Raw genomic sequence first — 15762 nt, 5'->3', positions numbered from 1 at the left:
GCTTCCCGGGCACTATGACATATCCGGCACCGGCTTCGGATCTGCCGGCCATCGGGCATAGGATTTGAAAGGTGAATACTTTTACCGTCCGCTCCGCCAAAACCAGTGATGTCCCGGCAATTCGCGACCTTGTCCGGCCGCTGGCCGAAGAGCGCATCTTGCTGGATAAGGAAGCGGTCACCTATTACGAGTCCATCCAGGAATTCGTCATAGCCCAAGACGCGGACGGAAATGTTGTTGGTTGTGGCGGCCTGCACGTGATCTGGGAAGATATTGCCGAGATCCGCACCCTGGCCACCTCGGATCAGGTTCGCGGCATGGGCGTAGGCCATTTGCTGCTGCAGGAACTGCTGCGCCGGGCCAAGGCCGTAGGCGTGGCCCGCGTCTTCTGCCTGACCTTCGAAGTGTCCTTCTTTGAGCGCCAGGGCTTCAGCGTGATGGCCGATCAAAGCGCCGTGGACCCATCGGTGTACCAGGAAATCCTGCTCTCGCGCGATGAGGGCGTCGCCGAATTCCTGGATCTGGCCCGGGTCAAGCCCAATACCCTGGGCAATACCCGCATGATCATCGCCCTGGATTAGCCCCGGCTAGTCCATCCGGTCATAGCGGGCACGCAATATCAGGTACAGGGCGTAGCTGATCAGCCCAGCGGCGATGGCAGCCAAGGCCACCGAACCATGATCCTGGTCGCGGATCGCCTTGAGCGCGCCGTCGATGCCGCTAGCTTCCTCGGGATCACCCTGGATAGTGGCCACAATGAACAGCAAGCCCAGGGCCCCAAGAACCAGCCCCTTGGCCGGGTAGCCGATCATCCCGGAATAGCTGACCGCCCAAGAGATTTCGCGCCGGCTGGACCGGTGCAAGTCATCAAGGAACTTTCTGCTGGCGCCCTTGTAGATGTAGTAGCCGGCCATCACCAGCAGCACCGCACCGAGAGCCACCAGTGCCGCCCTGCCGGCCAAGGACTTCATCAGCTCGCCGCTGAGACTGGTGGCGGTGTGCTCCGAGTCGCTGGGATTGCCCAGGCCAAAACGGCCAAAGGTGAACCCTGCGGCAAGGAAGACCAGCCCGGTGCCCGCAAGCTTGAGCCGTTCTCGCGTTTTCTTACCGGGCAGCAGCAGCTGCGCCAGCGACCACAGCCCCAATAAGAGGGCTCCAATGGCACAGATCCACAGCAGCGCAACACCAAAGGGCTGGGCCGATAGCGCCCGCATCGCGCCGCTTTGATCGGCCTGGGCCTTGCCGCCGGCGGCCACCACGGAGGCGAGCACCCCCAAGGTGGCGTGCAAAATGCCGTTGGCGACGTAGCCCAGCCGGGCCAAGCGCTCAAAGAGCGGGTGACGTGCCGCCTGCTGGGCGGCAGCGGGCGGGGCAACCGAATCGTTCATGCGCCAAGCATAGCTAGGATGGCAGGCGCACGCCGCCATCCTCGAGCACTGCCAGCCCGTCCTTGAGCAATCCGGCCAGTGCCCGCTCGCGCTGCTGGGATTCGGCCTGCAATTTTTCCAGCGCCACATAGGCGGGATGCTTCTGCCAGCCAAGGTCCGCCAGGAAGGAAGCCTGCGGCACCGGGTGCTCATGTTCACGCAGGACCGCCATGATCGCTCCGCGCACCTGGCGGTCGGTGCCCTTCCAGGCCTGGCCCTTGGGAGTGTAATGCGGGGCGGGCTGCCCGGCAGCAATCCATGCGCAGCTCTCAAAGACGGGGCAGGAATCGCATTTGGGGCTGCGCGCGGTGCACACCAGCGCACCGAGTTCCATCACCGAGATGTTCCACGCATTGGCCTGCTCGGCATCCTCTGGCTGCACCTGCCGGGCGCGGGCAAATTCGCTGGCGCGCGGGCTGGGCTCGGGCAGGGCCATGCCGCCAAAGAGCCTGGCATGAACCCGGCGGATATTGGTATCAACCACCACGGTGGGCTCGCCAAAGGCAAAACAGGCGATAGCCGCAGCCGTATAGTCACCGACGCCCGGCAAGGCCCGCAACGCGTCTTCGGTGCGCGGCACCTGGCCGTTGTACTCGGTGGTGATTTCCACGGCGGCGGCATGCAAGCGCTGGGCCCGGCGTGGATATCCCAGCCGGCCCCAGGCCTTGAGCGCTTCGGACAGCGGTTCGGCCGCCAGATCTTGCGGCTGCGGCCAGCGGCGCATCCATTCCTCCCAGACCGGCAAAACACGCACCACGGGGGTCTGCTGCAGCATGAATTCGCTGACCATCACCTCCCAGCCGCTCACGCCTTCTCGACGCCATGGCAGGTCCCGGGAGTTCTTCTGGTACCACTGATTGATTTGGCGATGGATTTGTTGCACCACACCACTGTAGCCAACGACGCTTCATTGCCTCGATTCCCCTGCCATTACCGGGTTCCCGGGCGCCAATGAACTAGCCTTAAGCCATGAGCAATGCATCAGGGGGAAAGCTTCCAGCCAGCGTCTATCGGCGCCGGCGCATCACCTTCGCGGTGATCGCCTTGGTACTGGTGGGCTTGATCATCTGGGGCATTGCCGCCATTGCCGGCTTGCTGTCACCGGATCCAGAAGATCCTGCAGCACCCGCCCCCACGGCGCAGTCCAGCGCGCCTGCCCAAAGCCCGGACTCCGATCAGGATGCGGGCAAGAAGTGCAAGGCGGGCGAAGTCAAGGTCACCGCCTCCACGGACGCGAAGAGCTATGCCGCGGGCAAAAATCCGGTACTGATCCTGGGCGTCGAAAATACCTCCAAGCGCGAGTGCGAACTGAACGTGGGCACCAGCATGCAGGAATTCCTGATCTCCAGCGGCGCCGACAGGGTCTTCTCCACCGTGGACTGCCTGCAAAACGGCGAGGATGTCCAGCTGGTCTTCGCCCCCGGGCAGAAGGAGGATGCCCGCTTCACCTGGAACCGCGATCGCTCGGCCCCGGGCTGCAAAGCCGTGAGCGTGCAGCCGCGCCCGGGCACCTACAAGTTCACCGCGGCCATCGGAGAAATCGAATCCGAACCGGTGAGCTTCACCCTGGAGTAGCCCCTAGATGTAGCGGTCCAGCAGTGAGGACTCGGCCATGCGGGCCAGGCCTTCGCGGATGGAACGGGCACGCTGTTCGCCGACACCCTCGATTTCCATCAGCGCGGTAGTCGACGCCGCCATCAGCAGCTGCAAATTGCCGAAGGACGCCACCAGCCGGTCGCCAATGGCCTTGGGCACCGTTCGAATCTGCGAAAGCAGCCGGTAGCCCTTGGGCGTGAGCTGGTCGTCCTGTCCGATGGTGCCCTGCGGGAACAGGATCTTGGCCAGGGGCTCAAGGTCGATCAGCTGCGCGTCGGAGACCTCGTGCAGGCGCTCGAGGGCGACGTCGATATCCAGCTCCTGGCCTTCGGCCTGCGCATAGTCGTGCATCAGCAGCTGGTTGTCGATCTGGATGCCGGAGAGCAATTCTGCGTGCTGGGCGGCCAGCAGGCGCCCGTCGATGCCCAGCTCCAGGACATTGCGGGAGATTTCCTCGCTGGTGCGCCGCAGCATTTCGGTGCGCTGCAACACCGCCAATACTTCGCGGGCGGTGGCCACATCCTCGATTTCCGCAGCCGACAGGGCGCTGGTGACCTGGTCCAGCCGGTGCCGGTAGCGCTCCAGGGTGGCGATGGCCTGGTTGCCTCGCGCCAGCAGCCGCTCGGCAGGTTCCAGCACGTGGCGCTCGCCGGCGGCATAGAGCGTGATGGTCTGCATGGACTGGGACACCGAGATGGTCGGGAACCCGGTCTGCGCCGCCACGCGTTCTGCGGTCCGGTGGCGCGTGCCTGATTCCTGGGTGTCGATCCGCGCGTCGGGCATCAGCTGCACCCCGGCCTGCAGGATCTGGCGGGCGGTGCCATCGAGGATGATCGCCCCGTCCATTTTGGCCAGTTCGCGAAGGCGGGTGGGAGTGTATTCGGTGTTGATCCTGAACCCGCCGGAGCTGACGGATTCAACCACCTTGTCATGGCCCAGCACGATCAGGGCGCCGGTGCGGCCGCGCTGGATGCGCTCGAGCCCCTGGGCAAGTTCGGTGCCCGGGGCGATCTGGGCCAGGATGGCAAGAAAACCGGGGGATGAGTTCGCTTTCAACGTGCGTCCTTTCGGCGGGCGGCAACGCTCTAGTTTATCGTGCTGGCTTCTGCCGCTGGGCGAAGGCGATATCCAGGGCCTGGGCAATGTTCTCCACCTGGAAAACACGGATCCCGTCGGGGATGTTCTTCAGCGGCTCAGGGGTGGCCGGAGCCATCGCAAAGGAGAAGCCCAGGCGCTGCGCCTCGGTGATGCGGCGGGAGATCTCGGGCACCTGGCGGACCTCGCCGGCCAGCCCCACCTCGCCGAAGGCCACAAAATCCTGCGGCAGCGGGAACTCGTTCATCGAGGAGGCCAAGGCCAGCGCGCAGGCCAAATCCGAGGCCGGTTCGGCGATTTTCACTCCGCCGACCGTGGCGATGTAGGAGTCCATGGCGGATAAATCCATATGCGCCCGCGCCTGCAATACCGCGACCACCATTTGCGCTCGAGCCGCGTCCAGCCCACTGGTGGCGCGGCGGGCAGCCGGGGCATTGCTGCGCGAGAGCAAGGTCTGCACCTCCGCCACCAGGGGGCGGCGGCCCTCCAGGGTCACCGTGATGCAGGTGCCGGGAACCGGATTGCGGGTGCGGGTGACAAAGAGCTTTGACGGGTCGGTCAGGGACTCGATGCCGTCTTCGTTCAAGTCGAAGCAGCCCACCTCGTCGGTGGCGCCGTAGCGGTTCTTCAGCGCGCGCAGGATGCGCAGGCGCGAATGCTTCTCGCCGTCGAATTGGCAGACCACATCCACCAGGTGCTCGAGCAGTCGGGGTCCGGCAACCGAGCCTTCCTTGGTCACATGCCCGACCATGATGGTGGACATGGCGCGGGTCTTGGCGGCGTTGATGATCGAGGCGGCCACCTCGCGCACCTGGGAGACACCGCCGGCCGCCCCGTCGATCTCTGCGGAGGAGAAGGTCTGCACCGAGTCGAGGATCAGCAGCTGCGGATCAATTTCCTGGATCTGCCCCAGAGCCAATGCGAGGTCTGTTTCGGCGGCCAGGTACAGGGTGTCGGCAATGGCATTGATGCGCTCAGCGCGGGACTTGACCTGGGCGGCTGATTCCTCGCCGGTCAGGTAGAGCACCCGAAGCCCGGTCTGCGCGGCCTTGGCCGCCACATCCAGCAGCAGCGTCGACTTGCCGACACCCGGCTCGCCGGCCAGCAGGATGGCGGCGGCCGGGACCAGCCCGCCGCCCAGCACGCGGTCCAGCTCGGAGACGCCGCTGGGGCGGAAGGCCGCTTCGGAACCGTCGATCTGGGCGATGGGCTTGGCCGGATGCGCCACCTTGGCCGCGGCCACGGTGCGCGCCGAGACGACGCCTACTTCTTCAACGGTGCCCCACGCCTGGCATTCACCGCAGCGCCCCACCCATTTGATGGTGGTCCAGCCGCATTCAGAGCATTTGAATGTGGGCGAGGACTTGCTGCGTGTGGAGGTTTTGGCCATAGGCCCATGCTATCGAGCCGGGAGGACAAAATTGCTCAAGACAGCTTGGGCAGGGCTTCGATGGCCTCATCATGATTGCGCCCGGCCGCTTCCAGGAGATCCACGATCATCGGGCGCAGCAGCAGCACCAGCCCTTCACCCTGCAAGCCTTCAACTCCCAAGGCTTGCGGATCAAGCTGCGCCGCGGCATTCTCAAGCTGCAGCACGGCGGCCTTTTCATATTTCCGCTGCCCGGCAACGGTTTGCTCGCGCACCGAGTGGGACAACGAGTTCGCCGCCTCCGAGACTTCGCGCAGCAGCGGTGCCAGGGCTTGGGCGCCCTGCGGGGTCAAGGCCCCGTTGCTGAGCACCGAAGCCAGCCGGCGGGCAAAAACGCGCAGGTTGCGGGCGGTCCAGTCGTAATGGTTGAAGCGCTCGGAGAGCCGGTTCAGTTCGTGGCGGTGCCGGCGGCCAGCGGGGGAGATCGTCGCGATTTCCTTGGACACGCTGAAGGCGCCCGGCAGCTGATCGAGGTGCTTTTGGGTTCCGCGGGCCTTGATCAGCGCATGGAAGGCCGAACGGCGGTCATCGTCGCGAATCGCCCACGAGCATTCGAGGATTGCTTCGGAGAGTTCCTTGAACAGTTCGCTCAGCGCCGCGACCGGGGTGCGGCGCGGGTCGGTGGGCCAGAAGACGATGACCAGCAGGGCCAGCAGGGACCCGGTCAGTGCGTCGATGGATCTGGCAAAAGGGCCATCGACGCTGATCGGCAGCAGCACCACCAGTGCCGATTGCATGCCCAGCTGGGTGGAGAAGATGGTGCCCGAATCCAGGTAGCGGGCGACAACCAGGCTCAGCGACATCACCAGGGCGGCCTGCCAGATCCCCTGGCCGAACCAGTGCATCAAGGTATCGCCCAGGGCCACGCCGAGGGTGCACCCAAGGGCAACTTCGGCGGTTTTGCGCACCGTGGTGGAGGCGCCGAAGCCCAGGGAGATCAGGGCGCTGGTGGCGGCAAAAATTGGCTGCGTGTGTCCCCAGATGCTCTCTGCAATCCAGAAAGCGCCAATGGCGCCCAGGGTCATGCGCAGGATTCTCGGCAGCGAATTGCGCGCGCGCAGCAGCCCCGAGCGGTTTCGCGCGGCGAGGAAGCCGGTAACCTTTGCCGGCATCCGCTTCGGCGTGCTCCCAATAGCCATAGGCACAGTCTCCCACGGACCAGCCGCGAAGCCGATGAACATGCGCCCATATTGCTTCCGTGAGCAGGATCACCAGCCGACGTAGAAGCTGTTAACCTCTTGTTCACCTTCACCGGGTGAGCTGGTTACCTTGGCTCCTTACCGTCATATATGAAGCGGGGCAGAATCCGCTCAGAAGTTTCTTACATTTAGTATTCAACATGGGGAGTACAACTCGTGAAGCTCAATCGCCTTGGCAGTGCAGCTGCCGTCCTTTCTGTCGCGGCAATCGCACTGACCGCTTGCGGTTCAGACAATCCAACCGCTGCCAGCTCTGAGAGCGCAGCCGGCTCGTCGGCAGCTGGCGTCACCGGCACCTTGACCGGTATCGGTGCTTCCAGCCAGAAGTCGGCCATGGAAGCCTGGGCAACCGGTTTCAAGTCCGCTAACCCGGAAGCACAGGTCCAGTACTCGCCAGATGGCTCCGGCGCAGGCCGCGAAGCCTTCCTGGCAGGCGGCGCACAGTTCGCCGGCTCGGATGCCTACCTGAAGGAAGAAGAAGCCACCAAGGCCAAGGAAGTTTGCGGCCCGGACGGCGCCTTCAACATCCCGGCCTACGTTTCGCCGATCGCTGTTGCCTTCAACCTCGAAGGCGTTGAAGAGATCAACATGGACGCAGCCACCATCGCCAAGGTGTTCAAGAAGGAAATCACCAAGTGGAACGATGAGGCTATTGCCAAGCAGAACCCAGATGTGGAACTGCCTGACACCGCCATCACCGTGGTTCACCGCAACGATGAGTCCGGTACCACCGAGAACTTCGTCGAGTACCTGAAGGCCGCTGCAGCCGATGTCTGGAGCTACGACGTTTCCGGCGACTGGCCAAGCGACATCCAGTCGGAGAACGCCAAGGGCACCTCCGGCGTGGTTTCGACCACCACCTCCACCAACGGTGCCATCACCTACGCTGACTTCTCTGCAGTGGGCGGCCTGTCCACCGTGAACGTCAAGGTGGGCGACGAGTACACCAAGATCTCGGCTGATGCAGCTGCCAAGGCCCTGGAAGCCGCAACCCCGGTTGAAGGCGCCTCCGAGAACGATCTCGCACTGGACCTGAAGCGCGACACCACCGAGTCGGGCACCTACCCGATCGTTTTGGTTTCGTACCACATCTTCTGCAGCAGCTACAAGGATCAGGCCACCGTGGACCTGGTCAAGGCCTTCGGCAATTACGTGGTTTCCGATGAGGGCCAGAAGACCGCTCAGGAATCGGCCGGCAACGCCCCGATCTCGGCAAGCATCGCCGAGAAGGCTGCCAAGGCGATCGACTCGATCACCGTAGCCAAGTAGGACTCCTGCCGGGCAACCGGCACATGGTGCGGGTGGTGACTCAGCCACCCGCACCAGCAACACCCCTCCACCCCCAGCAGTGAAAACTGCTTCACCCCCGTTTCGTAAAGGCTTTAGCCATGACTACCAATGCTTTGACAAGCAAGTCATCGACTTCCGGCCGCGCAGGCGACAAGATCTTCTCCGGCGCCGCCCTGGCTGCCGGTGTCCTGATCCTGATCACGCTCTTCGCGGTCGCGGTCTTCTTGCTGATCCAGGCGCTGCCGACGTTCTTCGCCGATCCGGCCGAGATTTCCGGCGGCAATGGATTCTTCGCTTATATCTGGCCGATTGTTATCGGCACCGTTATCGCAGCGGCCATCGCGCTCGTTGTAGCCACCCCGATCGGCATTGGCGTGGCACTGTTCATCTCGCACTTCGCTCCGCGCAAGGTCGCCGGCCCGCTGGGCTACCTGATCGACCTGCTGGCCGCGATCCCATCGGTGATCTACGGCGCCTGGGGCTACATGGTCCTGGCACCGGCCCTGGTTCCGGGCTTTGAATGGCTGTCGAAGAATCTGGGCTTCATCCCCCTCTTCGAAGGCCCTGCCTCGCAGACCGGCAAGACCATGCTCACCGCCGGCATCGTGCTGGCCGTGATGGTGCTTCCGATCATCACCTCGCTGAGCCGTGAAATCTTCTTGCAGACTCCGAAGCTGCACGAGGAAGCAGCGCTGGCCCTGGGTGCAACCCGCTGGGAAATGATCACCACCGCGGTGATTCCCTTCGCCCGTCCGGGCATCATCTCGGCAGTCATGCTGGGCCTGGGCCGCGCCTTGGGCGAGACCATGGCCGTGGCGCTGGTGCTCTCCACCGGCAACCTGATCCCATCGCTGATCAAAACCGGCAACCAGACCATTGCCGCGGAAATCGCGTTGAACTTCCCAGAAGCCTTCGGGCTGCGCCTCTCGGAGCTGATCGCCGCCGGCCTCGTCCTGTTCCTGATCACCCTGATCGTGAACATGATCGCCCGCGCAATCATCGCCCGCCACAAGGAATTCTCGGGAGCTAACTGATGAGTGCCACCACAACCAACCTCAGCAACCAGGCCAGCGGCAATTCCACCCCGCCGGTGCGCAAGCGCAACTCCCTGGCCAAGGGCAAGCTGCCAAAGTGGGCCATCTGGGCCATCGCCGCTGGGTCGATCATCATCGGCGCCGCAGCCTCCACCCTGACCGGCTTCAACGTCGCCGCCTTTGCCATCTACTCGGCAATCATCTTCCTGGTCGCGGCCTCCGTGATCACCACCGTGGTGGAAGGCAAGCGCCGCGGCAAGAACGCCATGTGGACCTACCTGATCTACGCCGCCTTCATCGTGGCGCTGATCCCGCTGGCCTCGGTGCTCTACACCGTTCTGCAAAAGGGCCTGCCCGGTATCAACAGCCACTTCCTGTTCTCTTCCATGAACGGGGTGACCGGCGCAATTGACAACCAGACCGTGGACAACGGCGAGCCAGTTATCGGCGGCGCCTACCACGCAGTGATCGGCACCTTGCTGATCACCCTCTGGGCCACCTTGATCTCGGTTCCGGTGGGCATGCTCACCGCCGTGTACCTGGTCGAATACGGACAGGGAAAGGCCTTGTCCAAGGCGATCACCTTCTTCGTCGACGTGATGACCGGTATCCCCTCGATCGTCGCCGGCCTGTTCGCGGCGGCCTTCTTCGGCCTGATCCTCGGGCCGAATGCCCGCATGGGCATCGTGGCCGCGGTGGCCTTGAGCGTGCTGATGATTCCAACCGTAGTCCGCTCCACCGAGGAAATGCTCAAGATCGTCCCGAACGAGCTGCGCGAAGCCTCCTTCGCACTGGGTGTGCGCCGCTGGCGCACCATCTTGAAGGTGGTCATCCCGACCGCGATCTCCGGAATCGCCTCGGGCGTCACCCTGGCTATCGCCCGCGTGATCGGCGAGACCGCGCCAATTCTGGTCACCGCAGGCATCGCGAGCCAGATCAACATGAACGTCTTCGCAAACTGGATGTCCACGCTGCCGACCTTCATCTATTACCAGATCCTGACCCCGACCAGCCCGACAAATGTCGACCCGTCGGTACAGCGCGCCTGGGCCGCGGCCCTGCTGCTGATCCTGATGGTGATGGCTTTGAACCTCATCGCCCGTCTGGTCGCCTCGATCTTCGCTCCAAAGAAGGGCCGTTGAGCTAAGGCTCCGGTCCGGACAACTCCAAACTTTTCAAGGAATACATCATGGCAAAACGCATTGACGTCAAAGATTTGAACGTCTATTACTCCAAGTTCCTGGCCGTTGAGGGCGTCTCGATCAACATCGAGCCGAAATCCGTCACCGCTTTCATCGGCCCGTCGGGCTGCGGCAAGTCCACCTTCCTGCGCACCCTGAACCGCATGCACGAAGTGATCCCCGGCGGCCGCGTCGAGGGCCAGGTGCTGCTGGACGGAGACGACCTCTATGGTGCCGGTGTTGATCCGGTGACCGTGCGAAGCCAGATCGGCATGGTCTTCCAGCGTCCGAACCCATTCCCGACCATGTCCATCAAGGACAATGTGCTTGCCGGCGTGAAGCTGAACGGAACCAAGATCTCGCGCTCCGACGCCGATGACCTGGTGGAGAAGTCGCTGCGCGGCGCCAACCTGTGGAACGAAGTCAAGGACCGCCTGGACAAGCCGGGCTCCGGCCTCTCCGGTGGCCAGCAGCAGCGTTTGTGCATCGCCCGCACCATCGCCGTGAAGCCGGACGTGATCCTGATGGACGAGCCCTGCTCGGCACTGGACCCGATCTCGACCTTGGCCATCGAGGACTTGATCAACGAGCTGAAGAACGACTTCACCGTGGTGATAGTGACCCACAATATGCAGCAGGCTGCGCGAGTGAGCGACAAGACTGCATTCTTCAACATTGCGGGCACCGGCAAGCCGGGCAAGCTCATCGAGTTCAACGACACCACCGCCATCTTCTCCAACCCGGAGCAGAAGGCCACCGAAGACTACGTCTCCGGACGCTTCGGATAAAGATTTCGGATATCGCCGCTTCTTGAGCTGGCGATAGACGAACCGGAAGGGGGGTCTTCCGGGGATCCTGGAGGGGATCACCGCCAACGGCGCACCAGTACTGGTGCGCCGTTGGTTTTTAATTCCTCATGTAAAGCACCCTTGACTGTAAAGCGTGCTTGTCAGTAAAGTAAGGTTTACATCAAGTCGAATGGGAGCAATGGTGTGGAGATGAAAGCTGCAACTCAAAGCAGGTGGGGCCGTTCGCGCTTTGGCGGCGGCCCGGGCGCCCTGGTCGCTGCCAGCCTCGTCACTGGCGTGGTGCTGTCGGCTGGCGCCGGCTTGCTGTTCGCCCGGCTCAATGCCCCGGACCATCTCATGCTGGCCGCATTGATCATGGCCGCAGGTTTGCTGCCGGTGATTTCAACAGCCTGCTGGGCGTTGCTGCTGGACCGGAACACCTTGCGCGGTGCCACAAGAAATCCGGAGATATCCGTGGAGAGCCAATGGCATGACAAGGCGGCCGTCGGGGTATTCCAGGATCTGCTGATCGTGTGCGGCCTTGGCGCAGCGCTGTTTTCATTCATTCCGGCAGCCGTCTCGCTGGGACTGGCCCTAGCCGGCATAGTCCTCGTGGCCATGGTGGATTTCGCGATCCGCTACCTGGTAATTAAGCGAGTCGAAAGCTAATGGAGAACAACCTCGGTGACTACCGCAAGGAACACGGATTCTCGCAGCAGTCGCTTGCCGACCAGCTCGGTGTATCCCGGCAGACCATCATCTCCCTGGAAAAAGGGCGCTACGACCCATCCTTGCCCCTCGCCTTCAAGCTTGCCACTGTCTTCAACTGCCGCATCGAGGACCTGTTCAGCCCCGGCGAGCACTAGCCTGCAACAAGCAGCGGGCGCACCGCCAGGGTGAGGATCGCCCCGCCGGCAACACAGGAAACCGGTGTCAAAAGCCAGTGCCGGAACACCCTGAACACATTGCGCCACACGACCGATTCAAAGGCCTGGTTCCGTCCGGCACCGACGATGCCACTGGTTACCGACTGGTTCGTTGACAGCGGCAGGTGCAGCACGAGCGAACCTACAAAAAGCATCAGGGCGGCAACGCCCTGCGCGATCATGCCGCGCAGCGGATCAAAATTCACCAGGCGGCGGCCCATCGTGTAGGTAATCCGCCATCCACCCAGAAGCACGCCAAAACTCAAGGCGAACGCCGCGGAAAGCTGGATGGCCAGGGTTACCGGTCCCGGATCCATCGCCCGGCCAGTAATCAGCACCAGGCTCAATAGGGCGGCGGTGCGCTGGCCATCTTGGAGCCCCAGGCCCAGGGCCACGGCCCCGGCCGCGACAGCCTGCCCCGCGCGGGAACCTTCATTCACCGATCGCGAGGTGTTGTAGCGCAGCAGCCTGGTCGCCGGGAACACCAGCAGATACGAGAGCGTGTAGGCGATAACCGAGGCGAGCAGCATCGGAAGAATCACCGAGGAGAGCAGCAGCCCCCACGCGTTGCCCACCGACTGGTCGCCCATCAACGCCGAAGCGCCGCTGCCACCTACCAGGGCTGAAAGCAGGGCATGGGTAGAACTGATCGGCAGGCCGCGCCACCAGCAGTAGATGCCCCACGCCCCTGCCACCAGAAGGCTGCAAATCAGCAGTTTCAACCCGAGAACGCCCTCGGGCACATTGAAGTTCAATTCCTGCACCAGAGCCACGCTCAACCCCGAGGTGCCCATGGTGCCCAGGAAGGCAAAAAAGGCCGCCACGGACACCGCAATGCCCGGGCGCAGCGCCCGAGTCCTGACCGAGGCTGCCACCGCGGTGGAAGCATCACGCATGCCGTTGAGCACCGCGTAGGCCAGTGTCAGGACAACAGCAATCGCCGTGAGGACCGAAATCAGGGTCATGGGCCTTAGGACTCCTTGACCAGCACGCGGCCGAGGTGATCGGCGAACTGGCGCAGGGTGTTGGCGGTCAGCATCAGCTGGTCAGCAACCAGCTGATGCCGATGAATGGTGCTGGCCTTGGAAAAATTGGCGATTTCATGGCCCCACACCAGATGGGTGCGCGAGGCGCGCTTGGAGAACTGCAGCATCTGCAGCCAGTTATCTTCCAGGTCATCAAGGTTGTTCAGCCGCTGCACCGCATCGGAGGCCAGCTCCGCGAGCTGCGAGATCAATTCCAGCTGCTCCGAGGAACGCTCCGAGAGCGGGGTGGAGCCAACGGTCATGATCAGCTCGCCGGTGCCGCGTAGATGCTCCATGGTTTCGTGCAGGAAGCGCGACAGCGCGTACATGTCCTCGCGCGGCAGCGGACTGACATAGCTGGTTCGCAGGTGGGTCATCACCGCGTGCACCAGGTCGGAAGCTTCGGCCTCGGCGCCCGCCAGATCGCGCAGGCGCTCGGAACGGGTGCTCGGGCTGCCGATCATTTCGGCCACGCTCTCCACCGATCCACGAATAGTGGTGGTCAACGCGCGTAGCAGCTCGATGCCACGCGAGGAGGAGGGAAAGACCTGGAACTTCACTTTTGGGCGCACCATTCGGATCGACTGCTTCGGGTACCAACGCAGAACAGTTTACGACGTGGAAGTTAACGCCGGGGCTTGATGATGTCGGACCGGGAACGCCTCTCGGCGGAAGGCCGCTCGAAGCGGCAGAATTTTGGAGCCCGGGGTTACCAGCGGCCCGACACCGCTACCTAGTTTTCTCGCCCAACGCCCCTGCTGTCAACCACAGCGGCCGGCGCGTGCGTTTTCTCACGCTAATGGCGCAGATTCTTTTCTGCCCCGCTCAAGCACAACAGCGCGCAACAGAACCACACCGCGCCAGCCGGCCCCAAGCCCGCGGCCACAGTGCTCGAAATCACCGGCAAAGCCACTTGTCCGAGCCGGTTTCCCATCAATCGCACGGCCAACGCCGCACCGCGGTCCACCGGTGGCACCGAGGTGGAAATCATCGTCATTGTCATCGGCTGGCCCAGCCCCAGGAAGAAGCCGCCAATGAGCAGGGCAAGGCCGGAAGCCCACAGCACGTCGATGAAGACCGGGGCCAGCGCGATGGAAACCCCGGAGACATACAGGCTGGTCACCAGCAATTGCCGGCGCTCGAAATGCGCGGAGAGTTTCGGAATGAACAATCTGGACACCACCGAGGCGCAACCCCGGATGGCCAAAAGCACACCGACTGCAGCCGGTGTGACGCTATGTTTCTCGGCGACCAGCGGCAGGAAAGCGGTGAGGATGTCAAGCATGGACAGCAGCGTCATCGACGCGAAAATATGCGATGCCATGCCCTTGATCCGCAGCACCGAGCCAATTGACGCCGAAGAACGCTCCGGTGAGGCGGCAGACACCGATTTGGAAACCCGCGGCTGCCAATTCGGGAGCAGGAACGGCACCGCCAGCAATGCGGCGCCCATGCCGATCCACAGGGACAGGCCGATATCCGCGATTCGTTCCGCCGAAACGGCATCCGTGCCAGAGCCCAGCACCATGCCGGCGATCAGCGGGCCGGCAAACTGCCCGGCGGCATAGGCGGCGGTAAACCAGCCGAAGCCCTTGTCAAGGTCGCTGTCCGGGAAATAGCGGGCAATGGAGGACTGGCCGCCAATGGTGAACATCAAATGCCCCAAGCCCAGCACGGCGCTGGCCAGTGCCACCGCCAGCGCATTGGGGGCGAGGTTAATGCCCAAGCCGCCAACGGCGATGAGTCCCACGCCGGCGACCATCAGGAATCGAATCCTGCGGATGCGCGAACTGACCCTTCCCAGCATCATGGCGGTGAACAGCGGGAGGATTGCGTAGGCTGCGGTCACCGCACCCACGGTGAAGGAACCTGAACCGAAGGAAATGAGCTTATAGGTGGTGACCGGCCGAACGAGGTTCAATGCGGTCTGCGAAAGCAGCCCGGTGGCGATCAGGATCACCAGCCAGCGCATAATCCCCGAAGAGCTCGCTTTCGATTCGGCGACCACGCGCACCTGCCTAAAATTGCGGGACTAGTTCCTCGTCCATCCTAGAACTCCGATCCGGTATTTCAGTCCAACGCGTCTTGCCGCCAAAGCCGGGCACAAATTTCCAAGTCGTCGGCGGTCTTGCTCAAGGCTCGGGCTTGCTGGGTCAGCTTGGTCCCGCGTTCGCTATTGGACAGGTCAGCGGCGTCTGCGTGCTCGGTCATGCCCAGGACCAGCACCCGGCAGTAAGCCGCGGTGCGTTCCAGCGCGTGGGCAAAGTCTCCGTCAAAAGCGCCGGAAAGAATCGACCCGGTCATCTTCTTCAGCTCTTCAGCCGTCGGCGGCTCGGCAACACCTGCGACGATGCGTTCCACCTGCGCGCGGTGGGCACCGGCTTGGAAGCGGGCCGAGTGCACTTCGGGCTTGCCCATGGTCGCCGCGCGTACCGCGTACAGCCTCCACAGGGCACCGGGCAGCGAATGGGCCGGTGCCTCGCTCCACAGCTCAGCCAGGACTTCCAGGCCCTCGTCTTCTGCCACCGCGATCAGCCGGTGGGAAACGTCCGGATCATTATTCTCGATGCCCCGGCGCACAAAGGCCTGGGCTGAAAGGTGGGCGGCTTCCGAAACGCGCGCCGGATCGGCCCCGCCTTCGTAGGGCTCGAATTCCTCTGGCGCGAATGGGCGTGGTTTGTGATGGCGGTATCCGGCATCCTGGGCAACTTTGGATCCTGCGCGTGCACCTTTCATGGGCTCAAGAATACTCGCTGAACCTTGGTGCTTCGT

Annotated in this window: 17 protein-coding genes; 8 read left to right on the top strand and 9 right to left on the bottom strand. The window is 63.3% G+C overall.

The features are described from left to right. The first annotated feature begins 71 nt into the window (after positions 1 to 71). On the top strand, positions 72 to 581 hold the full coding sequence (locus ACT7DV_RS04980; protein WP_444661156.1) for an amino-acid N-acetyltransferase: 510 nt from the start codon (positions 72 to 74) through the stop codon (positions 579 to 581). 6 nt (positions 582 to 587) lie between these two features. On the opposite strand, the gene ACT7DV_RS04975 is transcribed toward ACT7DV_RS04980, so the two are convergent. Together ACT7DV_RS04975 and ACT7DV_RS04970 are read right to left on the bottom strand one after the other, a co-directional pair. Further along, a complete protein-coding gene (locus tag ACT7DV_RS04975) occupies positions 588 to 1388 on the bottom strand; it encodes a DUF1206 domain-containing protein (protein WP_444661155.1) in 801 nt (266 codons plus the stop codon). Positions 1389 to 1401: 13 nt separating this feature from the next. Then, the gene (locus tag ACT7DV_RS04970) at positions 1402 to 2310 is read right to left on the bottom strand and encodes an A/G-specific adenine glycosylase (RefSeq protein WP_444661154.1); all 909 of its coding nucleotides are present in this window, start codon (positions 2308 to 2310) and stop codon (positions 1402 to 1404) included. 86 nt (positions 2311 to 2396) lie between these two features. Here ACT7DV_RS04970 and ACT7DV_RS04965 point away from each other — a divergent pair, with 86 nt between their 5' ends. After that, entirely contained in the window at positions 2397 to 3002 is a 606-nt protein-coding gene (locus tag ACT7DV_RS04965) for a hypothetical protein (RefSeq protein ID WP_444661153.1), read from the top strand. A gap of 3 nt (positions 3003 to 3005) precedes the next feature. On the opposite strand, the gene disA is transcribed toward ACT7DV_RS04965, so the two are convergent. From disA to ACT7DV_RS04950, 3 genes are read right to left on the bottom strand one after another with little or no spacing between them, the layout of a single operon-like run. Further along, positions 3006 to 4079: a DNA integrity scanning diadenylate cyclase DisA gene (gene disA / locus ACT7DV_RS04960; protein ID WP_444661152.1), complete on the bottom strand. Its 1074-nt coding sequence runs from the start codon at positions 4077 to 4079 to the stop codon at positions 3006 to 3008. A gap of 34 nt (positions 4080 to 4113) precedes the next feature. Continuing rightward, entirely contained in the window at positions 4114 to 5508 is a 1395-nt protein-coding gene (gene radA / locus ACT7DV_RS04955) for a DNA repair protein RadA (RefSeq protein ID WP_444661151.1), read from the bottom strand. 35 nt (positions 5509 to 5543) lie between these two features. Beyond that, positions 5544 to 6686 (bottom strand): FUSC family protein, encoded by a 1143-nt coding sequence (locus tag ACT7DV_RS04950; protein WP_060703240.1) that lies wholly within the window; start codon positions 6684 to 6686, stop codon positions 5544 to 5546. A 216-nt stretch (positions 6687 to 6902) separates the two neighbouring features. On the opposite strand from ACT7DV_RS04950, the gene pstS reads away from it, so the two are divergent. From pstS to ACT7DV_RS04920, 6 genes are all read left to right on the top strand, one after another. Continuing rightward, positions 6903 to 8015, top strand: a complete 1113-nt coding sequence (gene pstS, locus ACT7DV_RS04945) for a phosphate ABC transporter substrate-binding protein PstS (protein WP_444661150.1) — start codon at positions 6903 to 6905, stop codon at positions 8013 to 8015. A 119-nt stretch (positions 8016 to 8134) separates the two neighbouring features. Further along, complete coding sequence (pstC, locus tag ACT7DV_RS04940; RefSeq protein WP_444661149.1) at positions 8135 to 9070, top strand: phosphate ABC transporter permease subunit PstC; 936 nt, start codon at positions 8135 to 8137, stop codon at positions 9068 to 9070. After that, complete coding sequence (pstA, locus tag ACT7DV_RS04935; protein ID WP_444661148.1) at positions 9070 to 10212, top strand: phosphate ABC transporter permease PstA; 1143 nt, start codon at positions 9070 to 9072, stop codon at positions 10210 to 10212. The genes pstC and pstA overlap by 1 nt, the downstream gene beginning before the upstream one ends. Positions 10213 to 10259: 47 nt before the next feature. Then, positions 10260 to 11039: a phosphate ABC transporter ATP-binding protein PstB gene (gene pstB / locus ACT7DV_RS04930; protein ID WP_264276505.1), complete on the top strand. Its 780-nt coding sequence runs from the start codon at positions 10260 to 10262 to the stop codon at positions 11037 to 11039. Between the two features lie 210 nt (positions 11040 to 11249). Further along, entirely contained in the window at positions 11250 to 11708 is a 459-nt protein-coding gene (locus ACT7DV_RS04925) for a hypothetical protein (RefSeq protein ID WP_444661147.1), read from the top strand. Next, positions 11708 to 11905, top strand: a complete 198-nt coding sequence (locus ACT7DV_RS04920) for a helix-turn-helix transcriptional regulator (protein WP_444661146.1) — start codon at positions 11708 to 11710, stop codon at positions 11903 to 11905. Before ACT7DV_RS04925 ends, ACT7DV_RS04920 begins: the two co-directional genes overlap by 1 nt. On the opposite strand, the gene ACT7DV_RS04915 is transcribed toward ACT7DV_RS04920, so the two are convergent. From ACT7DV_RS04915 to ACT7DV_RS04900, 4 genes are all read right to left on the bottom strand, one after another. After that, a complete protein-coding gene (locus ACT7DV_RS04915; protein ID WP_444661145.1) occupies positions 11902 to 12930 on the bottom strand; it encodes an anion permease in 1029 nt (342 codons plus the stop codon). The genes ACT7DV_RS04920 and ACT7DV_RS04915 overlap by 4 nt on opposite strands. 5 nt (positions 12931 to 12935) lie before the next feature. Next, a complete protein-coding gene (locus tag ACT7DV_RS04910) occupies positions 12936 to 13565 on the bottom strand; it encodes a hypothetical protein (protein WP_444661144.1) in 630 nt (209 codons plus the stop codon). Positions 13566 to 13786: 221 nt separating this feature from the next. After that, entirely contained in the window at positions 13787 to 14998 is a 1212-nt protein-coding gene (locus ACT7DV_RS04905) for an MFS transporter (RefSeq protein WP_444661143.1), read from the bottom strand. Between the two features lie 62 nt (positions 14999 to 15060). Further along, the gene (locus ACT7DV_RS04900; RefSeq protein WP_444661142.1) at positions 15061 to 15726 is read right to left on the bottom strand and encodes a hypothetical protein; all 666 of its coding nucleotides are present in this window, start codon (positions 15724 to 15726) and stop codon (positions 15061 to 15063) included. Positions 15727 to 15762 lie beyond the last annotated feature (36 nt).

The sequence above is a fragment of the Glutamicibacter sp. TV12E genome (assembly GCF_052441935.1).
Classification (GTDB): domain Bacteria; phylum Actinomycetota; class Actinomycetes; order Actinomycetales; family Micrococcaceae; genus Glutamicibacter.
The sequence above is the reverse complement of the archived record's forward strand: the minus strand, read 5'-3'. Positions and strand labels throughout refer to the sequence as shown.